The following is a 16,364-nucleotide window of genomic DNA, read 5'->3' on the forward strand; positions in this document are numbered from 1 at the left end:
CGAGTCCCGTTATCGCCGTAAACAATTTTGAGCCCGATGGCGCCGCTATCGGTACGGTCGGTCCGGTCATTTTCAATTGTGAAGTCAAGTTCGCGGAAGATGGCGAGATACTGTGTAAAGGCCCCAACGTCATGCTCGGCTATTACAAACGACCTGACCTTACGGCTGAAGTGATAGATAAAGACGGGTGGTTTCATACCGGTGACATCGGTGAATTTGTGGACAATCGATTCCTGAAGATCACCGACCGGAAAAAGGAAATGTTCAAAACCTCCGGAGGTAAATATGTAGCGCCCCAGGTGCTTGAGAACAAATACAAAGAGTCTGCCTTCATCGAGCAGGTGATGGTGGTGGGTGCCGGACAGAAATTCCCTGGTGCCCTGGTGGTACCCGCCTTTGCTTACCTGAAGGAATGGTGTCAGGAACAGGGAATCTCCTACACAACAGACGCAGAAATGATCTTCGATAGCAAGATCCGAGATCGCATCTGGAAGGAAATTGATGGATATAATAAGGACTTCGGAAAGACCGAACAGGTAAAGAAAATAAAATTGCTGCCGGTGGAATGGAGTGTAGAGGGAGGAGAACTCACCCCAACGCTTAAACTCAAGCGCAAGGTGATCACGGAGAAGTATCAGCAAGCTATTGATGAAATCTATGCCGGATAAACCCGGAACTAACCTTAAGACATTGCATTCATGAAGAGGATGATTAAGAAAGTAGCTGTACTCGGCTCCGGAGTGATGGGGTCACGGATCGCCTGCCACTTTGCGAATATTGGCGTGGAAGTGCTTCTCCTGGATATCGTGCCGCGGGAGGTGAATGACGCTGAAAAAGCCAAAGGCCTTACACTGGAAAGTCCGGCAGTTCGTAACCGCATTGTGAACGAGGCGCTGCAGTTTGCTCTGAAGTCTAACCCATCTCCCATCTATCGGAAATCGTATGCTTCGCGCATTTCCACTGGAAATTTTGATGATGATCTGGCCGGTATCGCTAAATGCGATTGGGTCATCGAAGTGGTGATCGAAAACCTGGATATCAAGAAAAAGGTATTTGATAATGTAGAGAAACACCGTCGCCCCGGAAGTCTTATCACCTCCAACACGTCGGGTATTCCCATTCGCATGATGACCGAAGGTCGCAGCGATGATTTTAAGAAACACTTCTGCGGCACCCACTTTTTTAATCCGCCCCGATACCTGCGCTTACTGGAGATCATTCCATCTCCGGACACAGATCCCGAAGTGCTGGATTTTCTCATGCACTATGGCGACCGGTACCTCGGAAAACGTACCGTTTTATGTAAAGACACCCCTGCGTTTATCGCCAACAGAATCGGAGTATTCGGTATCATGGACCTCTTTCATACGGTGAAAAAAATGGGACTTACGGTGGATGAAGTTGATAAGCTCACCGGCCCGGTGCTCGGAAGACCCAAGTCGGCCACCTTTCGTACATGTGATGTTGTTGGATTGGATACCCTGGTGCATGTGGCCAACGGGGTCAGGGAGAACTGCCCGGATGATGAAGCGAAAGCCGTGTTTGAGATTCCCGGTTTCATCGGAAAGATGGTCGAAAATAAATGGCTGGGATCAAAGAGCGGACAAGGTTTTTATAAAAAGGTAAAGGGAGAAGGAGGCAAAAGCGACATCCTCTCGCTGAACCTGGACACCCTCGAATATGAGGAAAAAGGAAAAGTAAAATTCGCCACGCTTGAAGCAGCCAGACCTGTGGAAGACCTGCGGACAAGAATGAAAGTATTGGCTTCAGGAAAAGATAAGGCCGGGGATTTTTACCGCGCCATCTTCTTTAATCTATTTAAGTACGTGTCGTTCCGCATTCCGGAAATATCGGATGAGCTATACAAAGTGGATGACGCTATGAACGCTGGCTTCGGTTGGGAGCTGGGTCCGTTTGAATTATGGGATGCTGTTGGCCTCGGTAAATCCGTGGCCATGATGAAAGAGGCCGGGGTTACCGCCGCACCATGGATTGATGAAATGATTGCCGCCGGAATGACATCCTTTTATAAAGTAGAAAAAGGGGTCAGACACTATTACGATATCGTTTCCAAAAGTTATCAGCCTGTGCCTGGCCTTGATGAATACGTGATCCTTGATCATTTGCGCGGAGAGATGGTCGTCTGGGGCAACCAGGGCGCCACCCTCTTTGACATTGGTGACGGGATACTGAACCTTGAGTTCCACACCAAAATGAATACCATGGGTGGCGAGGTGATCGAGGGCATCAACAAGGCCATTGAGATCGCTGAAAAAGATTACCGCGGCCTGGTCATTGGAAACCAGGGTGCCAACTTTTCTGCCGGCGCCAATCTGGCCATGATTTTTATGATGGCCATCGAACAGGAATATGATGAGATAGATTTTGCCATCCGTACGTTCCAGCGGACGATGATGCGGGTGAGGTATTCATCCGTACCTGTCGTCATCGCACCACACGGACTTTCCCTTGGGGGCGGATGTGAAATTGCCTTGCATGCAGACAGGGTCCAGGCCGCCGCAGAAACATATACCGGGCTGGTGGAATTCGGAGCCGGACTCATTCCGGGAGGAGGAGGCACAAAGGAGTTTGCGTTGCGTGCTTCCGATGCATTCCCGGAAAACGGAGATCCGCTGCCGGTTTTAAGAGAACGCTTCCTGACCATTGGTATGGCTAAGGTTTCGACTTCGGCGCACGAAGCATTTGACCTGGGTATATATGTAGAGGGAAGGGACGGAGTTTCTGTAAATATCCAGCGGCAGATTGCAGATGCAAAAGCTGCTGCGATTGAAATGGCGGAAGCCGGATACACCAGACCCATACAACGAAAAGATATTCTGGTAATGGGTAAATCAGGCCTTGGCGTATTCTATGCCGGTGCCAATAGCATGGTGTCAGGACACTACATTTCTGAATACGATCAGTTCATCTCCCAGAAGTTGGGCTACGTTATTTGTGGTGGTGATCTGTCCCAACCAACGCGCGTATCTGAACAATATCTGCTGGACCTGGAACGGGAAGCATTCTTGTCCCTCACCGGAGAACAAAAAACACTGCAAAGGATTGAGAGTTTGTTGAAAACGGGAAAGCCGTTGAGGAATTAGTTTAGGAGATACCAGATAATAGACTATCAGATTTTAGACAGATAGAGAATTGAAACGTAGAGGGCTCCCTATGAGAATATGCACCGATTTAAACAATTAAAGGCCTGGCAAAAAACAATGAAGCTAGCGATTGATGTGTACAGTGCTACAAATAAATTTCCCGAGTCGGAAAAATATGGTTTGGTAACGCAGATGAATAGAGCAGTAGTATCTATTGCATCTAATATTGCTGAAGGTTCCGGCCGAAACTCACCAAGGGAGTTTGATCAGTTTTTGGGATATGCACTAGGCTCAGCGTATGAGTTGGAAACACAATTGCTTATAGCATCAGATTTATCTATGATCAGAGATGAACTGGTAGATAAAATATTAAGCAGTTTAGCAGAGGTTCAAAAGTTGATAATTGGATTAAAAAAATGATAAGCACATATAAATGAATGAGGTTACCGAGGTAGTTCCGGTTTTATGCACAGGAGACCCATTAACAATCTAACCTCTAATATCTAAAATCTAAAAATCAACAAAATGGAAGCATACATCATAGCCGGATTTCGTTCCGCCGTAGGAAAAGCCCCGAGGGGATTGTTCCGGTTCACACGACCTGATGACCTCGCTGCGGATGTGATCAAACATCTGATGGCATCGGTTCCGTCGCTGGATAAGGATCGGATAGACGATGTGATTGTGGGTAATGCAACACCTGAAGCGGAACAGGGTCTGAATGTCGGGCGGATGATCTCACTGATGGCACTTGATACGATCAAGGTTCCGGGTATGACGGTCAATCGCTATTGCTCGTCGGGTCTGGAGACCATTGCCATTGCCACCGCCAAGATCAGAAGCGGCATGGCGGATTGTATCATCGCCGGTGGTGTGGAATGTATGTCACCGATACCGTTCGGTGGGTGGCGTATTGTTCCCAACTGGGATGTGACCAAATCTCATCCGGACTGGTACTGGGGAATGGGTTTGACTGCGGAAGCTGTAGCCCGTGACTATAAAGTGAGCCGGGAAGACCAGGATGAGTTCTCTTACAAGTCCCATATGAAAGCGGTGGATGCGATTAAGAATGGCCGCTTCAAGGATGACATTGTTCCGGTAACCGTCAAAGAAGTTTACCTGACCGAAGACGAAAAAAGAAAAGAACGGGAATATGTGGTAGACACCGACGAGGGTGCCCGTCCGGATACAACGATAGAACGCCTGGCCAAGCTCAGACCCGTTTTTGATGCCAAGGGTACGGTCACTGCGGGAAATGCTTCACAAACTTCGGACGGTGCTGCATTTGTGATTGTCATGTCTGAGAGGATGGTGAAAGAGTTGAACCTTGAACCGATTGCGCGGTTGGTGTCTTACGGTGTGTCGGGTGTTGAGCCCCGTGTGATGGGCATAGGACCGGTAGCAGCCATTCCCCAGGCGGTAGAAAGAGCCGGCATGAAACTGAAGGATATCGAGCAGATTGAGTTGAACGAAGCCTTTGCGTCGCAATCATTGGCGGTGATTCGTGAGCTGGGTATTGATCCGGACATTGTGAATGTAAACGGAGGAGCCATTGCATTGGGACATCCTTTGGGATGTACGGGAGCCAAATTGTCCGTGCAGCTTTTCAATGAGATGCGTCGCAGGAAGCAGAAGTATGGCATGGTTACCATGTGTGTAGGAACCGGACAAGGTGCAGCGGGTATATTCGAGTTGTTGAAGTAGGAGTGAGATAGATTGAAAGAGGGCAAGGGAGCAGAGGTAAGACCGTGGGAAATATTCTTGTTTGGCGAGGCAGTGCGGCAATCGCAGATAGCCGGATTACGGGGCACACGAATCCCCGCCCCGTTGTAAAGTTACGACACATTTGGCACGGGAAGTGGCGAACCTGCCGCATCGGGTTGCGAGGGTAAGAAAAGATCATCCTTTTTATTTGAATAGTTCAATGGCGTATCTCGCAAGATGATACACCCAATACCATAGGGTGAACTACTTTTCTCTTAGTCACTGCAACCCCTGCAATCCAAATCCGTAAAACGTCGCATGGCAATCAAATGTCAAAATTGATACCTTTATAAAAAATGCCCCAGACTATGAGTGAGACTACCAAAACAGCAGCATTGAAAGGCGGCGAATTTCTGATCCGCAACACCGATCCAGCCTCCGTATTTATCCCCGAAGATGCCAACGAAGAACAAAACATGATCGCCGGTATGGCGGCGGATTTTCTGAATGCGGAAGTGCTTCCCAACCTCGATCGCATCGACAAGATGGAAGAAGGACTCATGCCTTCTTTGCTTGATAAGGCCGGAGAACTCGGACTACTTGGAACGGCCGTTCCGGAAGAATTCGGTGGCTTCGGAAAGGATTTTATCACCAATATGATGCTCACCGAGGTCATCGGAGGCGGACATTCATTTGCGGTGGCACTGGCAGCCCACACGGGAATCGGAACCCTTCCGATCCTATACTTCGGAAATCAGCAACAAAAAGAAAAGTATCTCCCCAAACTCGCTACCGGCGAATGGAAGGCATGCTACTGTCTTACTGAGCCGGGCTCCGGATCGGACGCACTTGCAGCCAAGACCAAAGCCGTATTATCCGATGATGGAAAACACTATGTGCTGAACGGTCAGAAGATGTGGATTACCAACGGCGGGTTTGCAGACATTTTCGTGGTGTTCGCGCAAATTGATGGCGATAAGTTCACCGGCTTCATCGTGGAAAAATCCTTCGGAGGACTCACCCTCGGAGAGGAAGAACATAAAATGGGGATCAAAGGATCTTCCACCCGTCAGGTATTTCTTGAAAATTGCAAAGTGCCTGTGGAAAACCTCCTGGGAGAAGTCGGAAAAGGTCATAAGATCGCTTTCAATATATTGAACATTGGCCGTGCAAAGCTGGCAGCAGCCGCTTTGGGAGGTGCCAAGGCTACGGCTACAAATACGGTAAGCTATGCCAATGAGCGGGAACAATTCAAAACCCCCATTGCGAAATTCGGGGCCATGCAACATAAAATGGCTGAACAGGCCATTCGCATCTATGCATTGGAATCTGCCATTTACAGACTGAGCAAGGACATCCACGAAAAGGAAGAAGCCCTCAAAGCAGAAGGCAAGGATTTTGGAGAAGCCTTGTTGGGAGCTGCAGAGGAGTTTGCCATTGAATGCGCCATCCTGAAAGTGTTTGGTTCAGAAGTGTTGGATTTTGTGGTTGATGAAGGCGTACAGGTATACGGCGGCTACGGCTTTTCTTCGGAATATCCGATGGACCGTGCCTACCGGGACAGCCGGATCAACCGCATCTTTGAAGGAACCAATGAGATCAACCGGATGCTTACGATCGATATGTTGTTGAAGCGTGCGATGAAAGGACAGATCGATCTGCTCGGACCTGCCATGAAAGTGCAGGGTGAGCTGATGTCTGTTCCGAGTTTCGGAGAGGAAGCCACCGGCGTTCTGGCTGAGCAGAAAAAGTATATCGATCAGTTTAAAAAAGCCATTCTTGTTACTGCTGGTGCCACTGCGCAAAAGCTGATGGCCAAACTGGAAACGGAACAGGAAGTGATCATGAACCTGGCCGATATGGTGATCCAAACCTATGCCGGAGAATCCCTCCTGTTAAGGGTAGAGAAGATGATTGCCACGAAGGGAGAGGAAGCCTGCAAGGAGCAGATTGCCATGGTGAAGGTGTTTGTAAATGACGCTGCCGACCGTATTCATTTCGCAGGAAAAAATGCCATCAATGCCTGGGCGGAAGGTGATGAACAACGCATGATCCTGATGGGGCTGAAACGATTCACAAAGGTAGCGCCGCTGAATACGAAGGACGCCCGTCGTGCCATTGCAGCCAAACTGATCGAAGCCAATAAGTATTGCTATTAGGTCAGACGAATTATAATGAAAGAAAATTCTGTATACTTTCTTTACGACAAAGAGCGTGTCGGATTGCTCTAAGGTGAGTGATGGTTGGTCGTGAATATCCGTATAACTATCGCTCGGATATCATCATTTTTTCCTGGGCCACCTGTTGGTTGGTTAACACGCGCAGTATATAGGTCCCTGGTGGTATCCCTGAAAGGTCAAGTGAAATGATCTGCTCCTGGCTTGGTCCAACCATCTTTAAAAGAATAGACCTTCCTGACATGTCAAGCATTTCAAGTTGCATGTGTTCATCACATGCCTGTGGAAGAAAAACATTGATACGATCGGTGGCCGGATTTGGAAATAGCCGCATATTCTGTTCCGGTGCCGGGGAAATTACATCTGGTGTTGCATTCCAGGATGTGTTATCGTTATCGGTTTTGCTGGATACGGCGGAATTGATACAGTAACTGCCATATTTTCCCTGGAAATAAAGGAAGTCGGAGTTATCCGTACGGCCATCTTTGTTGAAGTCGGTGGGGCACGGTGAACTCCCGCACGACTTCTGAAATGCATTCAAAAAGACAAGGAAGTCGGAGTTGTCTGTCCGGCCATCTCCGTTCAGATCCGTTTTACATGATGTGTCATATGAGATTCCCTGCCTGGGATGCGGATAAGGATATGGTTTGTATGCCGGTTTTGCGACCAGATGGTAATCCCGACCCTCTTTGAACGGACCCTTGGGGGCAGGATTTTCATTGTAAAAGTTTACGGAAGTATACCAGCCATTGGAATTATCAAAATGATGAGGGGTGAACTTATTGTTCCAGTAAAACAGGTCCCCTTTTCCTGCTGTTCCGTTCGTGCCCGAGTGATTTGCTCCAAGGCTCAATCCGCTTTCATATCCTGGTTGATACGGCAAGGGATAGTTTACTGTAGAGGAGGAATTGTAGGTGTGGTCAACAATTCGTCCTCCGTACAGGTAGCCCTGAATGGTATTGCCATATACTACCGCTTCCCCGCCCCGTATGCCTATCCCTTCAAGGGGAACAAGACTAACATCCTTCTGATCGCCCGGTTGGATAGGGGTAAAATCGCGGTATACTGTATTGATAAGTGTGTTGTTGTATATCTCAACCGCCCTTGTTGCAAAACGATTTGAACCCGTCTGCTCCCCGTAACTTTCGTGGGCATCAATACCCGATGCCACCAGGTTATTCTGAATGGAGTTGTATCGGGCAACATAAAGCGCACCACCTCCTGCAGCAATGGAGTGCCTGTGATACATGAAGATATTATCTTCAATAAAGATGAAATTGTCCGAACCGAACCGGGGATCACTGATCCATTCCTGATTATCGCTATAAACAACCACACCATACCCCAGCCCCAGGCCTTTGTCGCCTCGCAGCCCATTAGGATCTTTTACGTTATTATAGAACTGACAATGATCAATCAGTCCGTGTGCGATATTGTCCCGGTGCAATACATGCACTGCGGATTCCCCGAAGTATTCAAAGCGCACCCGGGTGATCCGGAAGCCGTTCACATATCGAAGGTAAATCCCGCAATCCGGTGCCATGGAAAGACCGTCGTTGGCCTTCAGGCTTGGTTGTTTTCCACGTATGGTAAAATCCTTGAATAAGATGTTGAAGTTGGCGTCGGTCTGGGGGTCCACAAAGATCATGTTGATCGCAACGGTACTGGTAAGAACACTCTCAGCCAGTTTGGGGTCGCGGTACAACAGCGTTCCGGTTTGTGCACTTTCATTCCAGATACCTTGTCCGGTTACCGATATCCGTTTCTTAAGGTAGATGCGTCCGTTGAATACAAATCTTCCTTTAGGTAATAAAATTTCATCGCCATCGACAGCCGCATTCAACGCATTTGCGATGTACGACTCTATGTTTTTATCGTTTCCCGGATTTTGCACGGAGATGGTTTTTGCTTCTGCGTGCTTAAGAACTATACAGGAAAGAATGATGACGGATAAGGATTGTAGTTTTCTTCTCATCATGCCCACGATTAGGAGGTGATACAATGACCTTAAAAGCCTTCCGCAATATAGTACGCCGGATGAGAAAAACAGGTTGCCGATGAATTAACTTTTTACGTGATTCATATTACAGTCCACGAGCAAAAGTTCATACACCGTTCACATTTGCATCAACAAAAAATCAGTCGGAATGGGAAACATAAAAATCACCTTGCCTGGTAATTTTAGCTGTTATTGTAAGGGTTGGGAAGTGTGTTTAGGATTTGTTGTTATTGACTTTTACAAATTTCCTCAGGAAGATATCGCTGCCGTTGGTGACCTTCAATACATAAATTCCGGGTTGGATACTTGTAAGCTCTAGGCGGATCGGAGCATAGGGGTCCGCCACGGCCTTCATATTCTTAATGACAAACTTGCCATACATATCCAGCAGTTGAACACCTACTTTTTGTCCGCGGCTGTCGCTCAGCTGAAAGTTCAACAGATCGATGGCAGGGTTGGGGTAAAGGAAGATTTCGTTGACCTCGGATTTAACCGTGCACCCCGGCCCCATCTTATTTTCCAGCATCAACAGGTCTTCCATATTGGTGACCCCATCCTTGTTGAAATCGGTCGGACATGATGTGCTGCATGTTTTGCCGAATGAATCAAGAAGAATGGAAAGGTCTGAGGCATTGGTTTGTCCATCATCATTCAGGTCCGTTTCACACGCCAGATCTTTCAGTGATCCCTGGCGTGGGTGTGGGTATACAAACACAACATAACCCGGTAGCTTCACAAGGTGGTAATCGCGGCCTTCTTTGAATGGGCCTTTGGGAGCTGGGTTTTCGTTGTAGAAGTCTACCGAATTATACCAGCCGTTGCTGTTGTCAAAATGGTGTGGGGTGAAATCGTTCTCCCAGTAAAACAGGTCACCCTCCCCATTTGCCGGATCGGTTCCCGAATGATTGGGGCCGAGTTTGAGGCCGCTGTCATATCCGGGTTGGTAGGGTAGCGGATAAACAACGGGTTTGGAGGCATTGAATGAATGATCAACGATTCTTCCTCCGTAGAGATATCCTTTGATGGTGTTGTGGTGAACGACCGCTTCACCACCTCTGATACCTATGCCTTCTATCGGAACAAGTTTTACGTCTTTCTCATCCCCCGGATTGATAGGGGTGAAGTCGCGGTACACGGTATTGATAATGGTATTCTCATAAATTTCCACTGCCCGGGTAGCGAAGCGGTTACCTCCCGACGGCGCACCGTAGCTCTCATGGGCGTCAATTCCGGATGCTACCAGATTATTCTTCACCACATTATACCTTGCTACGTAGAGTGCACCACCTCCGGCAGCAACGGAGTGCCGGTGAAATTCAAAGAAGTTATCTTCTATGAAAATAAAATTGTCAGTTCCGAACCTGGGGTCGTCAAGCCACACCTGATTGTCGCTGTACATTACCACGCCATATCCCAGGCCCAGTCCTTTATTTCCCTGCTCGCCATTGGGATCCTTCACGTTGAAGTAGAACTCACAATGGTCTATGAGTCCATGGGCGATGCTGTCACGGTGAACGACATGTACAGCAGATTCCCCGAAATATTCGAAGCGCATGTGGCTAATTCGGAAACCGTTTACAAAACGAAGATAGATACCGTTATCGGCCAGAGTGGATAAACCGTCTCCTGCCTTAAGGCTTGGTTGTTTACCCCTGATGGTGAAACCTGAAAATGCGATGTCAAATGTCTCATCCGTTTGTGGATCCACATAGAACATCGTCATGGCATTGTTGTTCTTCAGGTCGTTGTCGGAGGCGTTCGGGTCGCGGTAGAGCAGGGTGCCGGTTTTATTCGCTTCATCCCATATGCCGTATCCAACAAAGGAGATTTTCTTTTTCAGATATATCCGGCCACTGATCATGAACCGCCCCTGGGGGAGAAGTATGACATCCCCGTCTGTAGCATCATTCAATGCTGAGGTAATGTTGGGTAGAATGTCCTTGTCGTTGCCGGGGTAGGATACCTCAATCACTTTGGCAAATACCGGTGAAAGCGAAAGGCAGCAAAGAAATGATATGGAAAGGATGCGTAGACGTCTTATCATACCTGATTTTTTGTAGATGAACAAACAAAAGGCTCCTTCAAAAATACGCCATTATTTTAATTATTCAGGAATTGAAGTCACCCAATTGGACTCACCCGCCAGGTCATACATCATTTCCCTATCTTCGTGATCTAACCCTATCATTCATGGCCAAGATCAGAGTCGGTATCATACAGGACAGTCCGGTATTGCTGGACTCAGCTGCAAGCATTAAGAAGATGGATCGTCTGATGGAGAAGGCGTCCGCTAAAGGTGTGAAAATGGCTGTATTTGGTGAAAGCTGGTTGTCCGGTTACCCTGTTTGGTTAGACCTATGTCCGGATGTGGCTTTGTGGGGCAGTCCGGAAGCCAAAGAGGTGTTTGCAAGATTTCATGAAAGCAGTGTGGCTGTGCCCGGGCCGGAAACAACTTCGATCGGCCGAATGGCAAAAAAATACAAGATGGTTGTCGTGGTCGGTGTGAATGAAAAAGTCATGACTGGTCCGGGAAATGGTACCGTTTATAACGCTTTGCTCACATTCGATTCCAATGGCGAATTGGTGAATCACCATCGCAAACTGATGCCTACCTATACCGAGCGCATGGTATACGGTCAGGGAGATGGGGCCGGGCTTCGGTCTGTAGATACCAATGTCGGACGCGTATCTTCATTAATTTGCTGGGAACATTGGATGCCGATGAACCGTCAGGTGCTTCATGACGATGGAGAGCTGATCCATGTGGCGGTGTGGCCCACGGTGCATGAGATGCATCAGGTGGCTTCGCGTGCGTATGCCTTTGAAGGGAGATGTTTTGTGCTGGCAGCCGGACTAACGATGAAGGCGAGGGACATTCCGGAAGAACTTTCCCTGCCAAAGAAGTTAAAGAATCAACCGGATGAATATGTCTTGCATGGTGGTAGTGCCATCATAGGTCCCGACGGCTTCTACATTCACGAGCCGGTTTACGACAAAGAGTCTGTCATCATTGCGGATATTGATCCACGAAATGCCACTAAGGAACGGATGACCCTTGATGTAAGCGGACACTACTTCCGCAACGATGTGTTTGATTATACGGTGAACCGGAAAAGACGCAATTAAATTTCAGTTTCTGGTTTGTAGTTTCTGGTTTGTGGTTTCTTGCATCCCGTGAAGATTTGATCACGGGCTGGTTGCTGAATCTTCGTGCGAATGATTTTACCCCTTAAGACAATCTTTCACCTACAGAAACGGTAGGGGGAACTAAAAACCACAAACCACAAACTACAAACTTATTTATAGCAATTACAGTCCGGGTCTTTCTTGTTTAACGCCCATCGGAAACCGAAGGTAAAATTGGTCTGAGCGAACCAGAAGTGCTGTTTGGCCTTGTCGGCTTTGTCGGCGGTTGTACGGATTGAAGGCATGGAAATAAATCCGCCCTTCGCTTCTGATTGAAGAAAAAAGAACTGATAAAAGGTCAGGCGGAGTCCGGATATGCCGGCAAACCCAAATCCTGACAGGTGGAAGTCGTCATGCCGTGCATGCCCCAGCAGCGTGGCATTGGTTTTAGGAAGAAGGACCCCGGTACCACCTCCTGCAATGCCTGATAATTCGATGTTCTTCAGGATGCCGGAAGAATGTAACTTGAACAGGGTTTTCCGTAACTCCAGGTTCATGTAGTTGAGCCCGTCCGTATGCTCCAGGTGCACAAAGTCGTCTGTCAGCGTGATCCGTTGGTGGTCATAAACACCGGCATAGGGACTTCCCTTCACTGAAACATATCCGGTGATGTCCAGCTTTTGGTAGGTGGTCACCACATACTTCATATGATCCACACCGATGGAGATATCCCAGGAATTTCCCAGGTCATATCCGATCCTCAGATTGGTCTGTGGGATGGTGATCCATTTCGGATGAAAGTAGGGATCCAGGGAAAATGGTGTAGGCTTATCGTGTGCATCAGCTTTGTGCAGCGTGAAATGATAGTCTGGCCCCTGAAATGTAATGTCGGATGATGAATACCAGGCGCGGTTCCATCCCCAATAAACGTAAAGTGAATGGGGGCGACCACCATTTGCCATGATGTCCTGGGTCATGCCAAAACATAGCAAGACAGGAAGGAGCCATTTGATATGATAGGTCATTGTCATGAATTCACCGCCTCCAAATGTACGCATTCCCTGACAAGCGGTTACCGGAGGACGTTCCGGCTGCACAGGGCATCGGAATCTTGCTATCTTTGAGGCCACTCATTTGAAGCTATGAATATCTTTCAACACCAATTGCCCAACGGCATTCGCATAGCCCACCTTCATTCGGATCGTGGCGTATCTCATTGCGGCCTGATGGTCCATGCCGGATCACGTGACGAACAAAAGGGGGAGGAAGGTCTGGCGCACTTTATCGAACATCTCATTTTCAAAGGGACGCGCAAAAGAAAAGCCTACCATATACTTAACCGCATGGAAATTGTGGGAGGGGAGTTGAATGCCTATACCACTAAAGAGGAGACCTTTTTATACAGCTCCTTTATGAACGCCCATTATGAAAGGGCGATCGAGTTGCTGGCGGACATTGTCTTTGCATCTGTGTTTCCGGATAAGGAAATAAAAAAGGAAAAGGAAGTGGTGATCGATGAGATCAATTCTTACAAAGACACACCGTCGGACCTCATTTTCGATGAGTTTGAAGAGCGCCTATTTGGCAAGCACTCCCTGGCCCGGCCTATCCTGGGTACACCGGAAAGTGTCAAAGCCTTTACTCGGAAAGATATTCATGCCTTTATGAAACGTCAATATGTGACGGATCAGATGGTGTTGTGCTCCGTGGGTAATGTTCCCTTTAATAAACTTGTGGCCTGGGCTGAAAAATACCTGGGCGCCATAACCTCAAGTGCAACTACGGGAAAGCGCCCGTCATTCCGGGCACATAAATCCTTCTACAAAGAAACGGAGCGGGATGGCTTTCATGCGCATTGCGTGATCGGAAGTCCGTGTTACGGCGCTTCGCATAAGAAACGCTTCGCCATGGTGTTGCTGAATAATATCCTGGGAGGCCCCGGGATGAACTCCCGTCTGAATATGACGCTCAGGGAAAAATACGGCTATACCTATAATATAGATTCAAGCTACTCGACATACAGCGATACAGGTTTGTTTGTGGTGTATGTTACGGCAGACAAGCAGCATATGGATAAAAGTATGAAGCTGATCTATGCTGAGATGAAAAAACTGTCGGATAAAAAATTGGGTAGCTTGCAATTGAGACAGGCCAAAGCACAACTGGCCGGCCAGGTTGCCATGGCCAGGGATAGCAACAGTGCCCTGCTGAACGGATTGGGAAAAAGTATTCTCATGAATGAAGATTTTCCAACCATGGAAGAAGTGGTGCGCCGGATTGAGCGCGTTACGGCAAATCAGGTACTTGAAGTCGCCAATGAGGTATTTGATACGAACAAACTAAGCACGTTACTTTACAAAGTGAAATAAACGCAATTGCAACATGGAATTTTTAGATGAAGCCATAGAAACATTTGTTGAAAAACACACCAAGCCGGAATCGGATGTGCTCGCCGATCTGAACCGGGAGACCTATGCGAAGGTGTTGATGCCCCGCATGCTGTCCGGGCATATTCAGGGAAAAGCGCTGGAGACGTTCAGTCACATGATACGCCCCAGACGAATTCTGGAGATCGGAACCTATACCGGTTATAGTGCAATTTGTCTTGCCTCCGGAATGACTGATGACGGCCTCCTTCATACCATAGATATCAACGAAGAACTGCAACCCATGGTGAATCAATATATCGCCAGAGCCGGCATGGAGAAGAAAATCAAAATGCACATCGGGCCGGCACTGGAAGTTATCTCCTGGCTGGATGAGGTATTCGACCTGGTTTTTATCGATGCCGACAAAGAAAATTATTCCGAATACTTCGATGCGGTTTTTGACAAGGTACGTCCCGGCGGTTTTATCATCGCCGATAATGTGCTGTGGAGTGGCAAAGTGTTGGACGATGTGAAGGATCAGGACGAAGAAACAAAGGCCCTGTCCGCTTACAATGAAAAGATCATGAAGGACGATCGGGTGGACAATGTCCTGCTTCCGATCCGTGACGGATTGATGGTGGCCAGGAAGCTGAGTTAAGAATGAAGAATTAAGAATGAAGAATTAAGAATGAAGAAATAAAATGAAGAAGATCAATCTTTCCGGAGCATATCCGCCCATGCCCACACCCTTTGATGTGCAGGGAGCATTGGTGGTTGAGGAGCTGAAAGCCAATATCGGTATTTGGAATCAGTTTGAGCTCAACGGCCTGCTGGTGCTCGGGTCCAACGGCGAATTCGTGATGATGGATGAAGATGAGAAGGTGCAGGCCATCGATGCTTCAAAACAGGCCATCGCATCGGATAAGATTTTACTGGCGGGAACCGGATGCAATACCACCCAGGATACCATTCGACTATCGAAACGTGCGGAGAAATCAGGTGCGGATGCGCTGCTCGTCATACACCCTCATTACTACAAAGGCCTGATGTCAGACGCGGCCCTGAAGGCATTCTACACGGATGTGGCTGATGCAGTCACCATTCCGGTTCTTATTTACAACATGCCGGGATGCACGGGCATGGACCTTTCCGCGGATCTTTTGATCGAGCTTTCAAAACATGAGAACATCATCGGATGGAAAGATTCGGGAAGCAATCTGGTGAAGATGGAGGCAGTGATTAAAGCAGCGCCGGATTTTCAATTGTTGATCGGTTCAGCCAGCCTTTTATTACCGGCTTTGTCCATTGGTGCAGCAGGTGGCATCATGGCACTGGCCAACATCGCACCCCGGCAGTGTATTGATATGATCCGGCTCTTTCATTCTGGTGCGATTAGCGAAGCACGGGAGTTACAGTTATCAATGACACCGGTGAATAATGCAGTGACCGGAACCTATGGGGTACCCGGGCTGAAATATGTGATGGATGCCATGGGACTATATGGAGGTCCATGCCGCAAGCCGATCATGGAGACCTCAGATGCAGGCCGCAAAAAACTCGATGCCATCATCGCAGAAGCCGGCATTCAACCATTTTTGAAGATGGCCTGACTAATGAACAACTACTTGCTACTAACGACCAGTTAATGAAACATCGCGAACTATTAATGATTCCCGGACCGATTGAATCGGATCCTGAGGTACTCTCGGCACTGGGTCGGCAAACCAGCAGTTTTGTTGCGCCTGAATTTATTTCCCTGATGGGTGATTGTCTGAGGATGATGCGCAAAGTGTGGATGTGCCCGTCCGGTCAGCCATTTCTTGTAGCAGGGTCCGGTACGCTGGCTATGGATATGGCGGTGGTTAACCTGGTGGAGCCCGGCGAT

General features: G+C 48.1%; 13 protein-coding genes. 10 read left to right on the forward strand and 3 right to left on the reverse strand.

Translation table 11 applies throughout. From position 1 onward, the window contains the following. The 5 genes from KDD36_11265 to KDD36_11285 all read left to right on the forward strand — a co-directional run. The coding region (locus tag KDD36_11265; protein MCB0397227.1) for an AMP-binding protein at positions 1-668 on the forward strand (668 nt) is incomplete at its 5' end. Positions 669-698: 30 nt separating this feature from the next. Next, on the forward strand, positions 699-3,104 hold the full coding sequence (locus tag KDD36_11270; protein ID MCB0397228.1) for an enoyl-CoA hydratase/isomerase family protein: 2,406 nt from the start codon (positions 699-701) through the stop codon (positions 3,102-3,104). Positions 3,105-3,182: 78 nt separating this feature from the next. Then, complete coding sequence (locus tag KDD36_11275; protein ID MCB0397229.1) at positions 3,183-3,524, forward strand: four helix bundle protein; 342 nt, start codon at positions 3,183-3,185, stop codon at positions 3,522-3,524. Positions 3,525-3,629: 105 nt separating this feature from the next. Continuing rightward, positions 3,630-4,808, forward strand: coding sequence for an acetyl-CoA C-acyltransferase (locus KDD36_11280; protein MCB0397230.1), 1,179 nt, complete (start codon positions 3,630-3,632; stop codon positions 4,806-4,808). Between the two features lie 368 nt (positions 4,809-5,176). After that, positions 5,177-6,967: an acyl-CoA dehydrogenase family protein gene (locus KDD36_11285; GenBank protein MCB0397231.1), complete on the forward strand. Its 1,791-nt coding sequence runs from the start codon at positions 5,177-5,179 to the stop codon at positions 6,965-6,967. Between the two features lie 106 nt (positions 6,968-7,073). Here KDD36_11285 and KDD36_11290 read toward each other — a convergent pair whose 3' ends face one another. Further along, positions 7,074-8,960 carry a T9SS type A sorting domain-containing protein gene (locus KDD36_11290; protein MCB0397232.1) on the reverse strand — a complete coding sequence of 629 codons (1,887 nt, stop codon included), beginning with the start codon at positions 8,958-8,960 and terminating at the stop codon, positions 7,074-7,076. Positions 8,961-9,198: 238 nt separating this feature from the next. After that, a complete protein-coding gene (locus KDD36_11295) occupies positions 9,199-11,028 on the reverse strand; it encodes a T9SS type A sorting domain-containing protein (GenBank protein MCB0397233.1) in 1,830 nt (609 codons plus the stop codon). 146 nt (positions 11,029-11,174) lie between these two features. On the opposite strand from KDD36_11295, the gene KDD36_11300 reads away from it, so the two are divergent. Continuing rightward, a complete protein-coding gene (locus tag KDD36_11300; GenBank protein ID MCB0397234.1) occupies positions 11,175-12,110 on the forward strand; it encodes a carbon-nitrogen hydrolase family protein in 936 nt (311 codons plus the stop codon). Positions 12,111-12,280: 170 nt separating this feature from the next. Here the strand turns inward: KDD36_11300 and KDD36_11305 are convergent, their stop codons facing one another. After that, positions 12,281-13,168 carry a hypothetical protein gene (locus KDD36_11305; GenBank protein MCB0397235.1) on the reverse strand — a complete coding sequence of 296 codons (888 nt, stop codon included), beginning with the start codon at positions 13,166-13,168 and terminating at the stop codon, positions 12,281-12,283. Positions 13,169-13,252: 84 nt separating this feature from the next. On the opposite strand from KDD36_11305, the gene KDD36_11310 reads away from it, so the two are divergent. From KDD36_11310 to KDD36_11325, 4 genes are all read left to right on the forward strand, one after another. After that, positions 13,253-14,479, forward strand: coding sequence for an insulinase family protein (locus tag KDD36_11310; GenBank protein ID MCB0397236.1), 1,227 nt, complete (start codon positions 13,253-13,255; stop codon positions 14,477-14,479). A 13-nt stretch (positions 14,480-14,492) separates the two neighbouring features. Further along, positions 14,493-15,137 carry an O-methyltransferase gene (locus KDD36_11315; protein ID MCB0397237.1) on the forward strand — a complete coding sequence of 215 codons (645 nt, stop codon included), beginning with the start codon at positions 14,493-14,495 and terminating at the stop codon, positions 15,135-15,137. A 43-nt stretch (positions 15,138-15,180) separates the two neighbouring features. After that, positions 15,181-16,089 (forward strand): dihydrodipicolinate synthase family protein, encoded by a 909-nt coding sequence (locus KDD36_11320; GenBank protein ID MCB0397238.1) that lies wholly within the window; start codon positions 15,181-15,183, stop codon positions 16,087-16,089. Between the two features lie 35 nt (positions 16,090-16,124). Next, positions 16,125-16,364, forward strand: a 240-nt coding sequence (locus tag KDD36_11325; protein ID MCB0397239.1) for an alanine--glyoxylate aminotransferase family protein, incomplete at its 3' end; no start/stop codon positions are given.

The organism is Flavobacteriales bacterium, assembly GCA_020435415.1.
Taxonomy (GTDB): Bacteria; Bacteroidota; Bacteroidia; order JACJYZ01; family JACJYZ01; genus JACJYZ01.

Bases quoted from the DNA above. Each gene is read 5' to 3' on its own strand.
- KDD36_11280 (MCB0397230.1), top strand. From the start codon at position 3,630: ATGGAAGCATACATCATAGCCGGATTTCGTTCCGCCGTAGGAAAAGCC.
- KDD36_11320 (MCB0397238.1), top strand. From the start codon at position 15,181: ATGAAGAAGATCAATCTTTCCGGAGCATATCCGCCCATGCCCACACCC.
- KDD36_11300 (MCB0397234.1), top strand. From the start codon at position 11,175: ATGGCCAAGATCAGAGTCGGTATCATACAGGACAGTCCGGTATTGCTG.
- KDD36_11290 (MCB0397232.1), bottom strand. From the start codon at position 8,960: ATGAGAAGAAAACTACAATCCTTATCCGTCATCATTCTTTCCTGTATA.
- KDD36_11285 (MCB0397231.1), top strand. From the start codon at position 5,177: ATGAGTGAGACTACCAAAACAGCAGCATTGAAAGGCGGCGAATTTCTG.
- KDD36_11275 (MCB0397229.1), top strand. From the start codon at position 3,183: ATGCACCGATTTAAACAATTAAAGGCCTGGCAAAAAACAATGAAGCTA.
- KDD36_11270 (MCB0397228.1), top strand. From the start codon at position 699: ATGAAGAGGATGATTAAGAAAGTAGCTGTACTCGGCTCCGGAGTGATG.
- KDD36_11310 (MCB0397236.1), top strand. From the start codon at position 13,253: ATGAATATCTTTCAACACCAATTGCCCAACGGCATTCGCATAGCCCAC.
- KDD36_11305 (MCB0397235.1), bottom strand. From the start codon at position 13,168: ATGCGTACATTTGGAGGCGGTGAATTCATGACAATGACCTATCATATC.
- KDD36_11295 (MCB0397233.1), bottom strand. From the start codon at position 11,028: ATGATAAGACGTCTACGCATCCTTTCCATATCATTTCTTTGCTGCCTT.
- KDD36_11315 (MCB0397237.1), top strand. From the start codon at position 14,493: ATGGAATTTTTAGATGAAGCCATAGAAACATTTGTTGAAAAACACACC.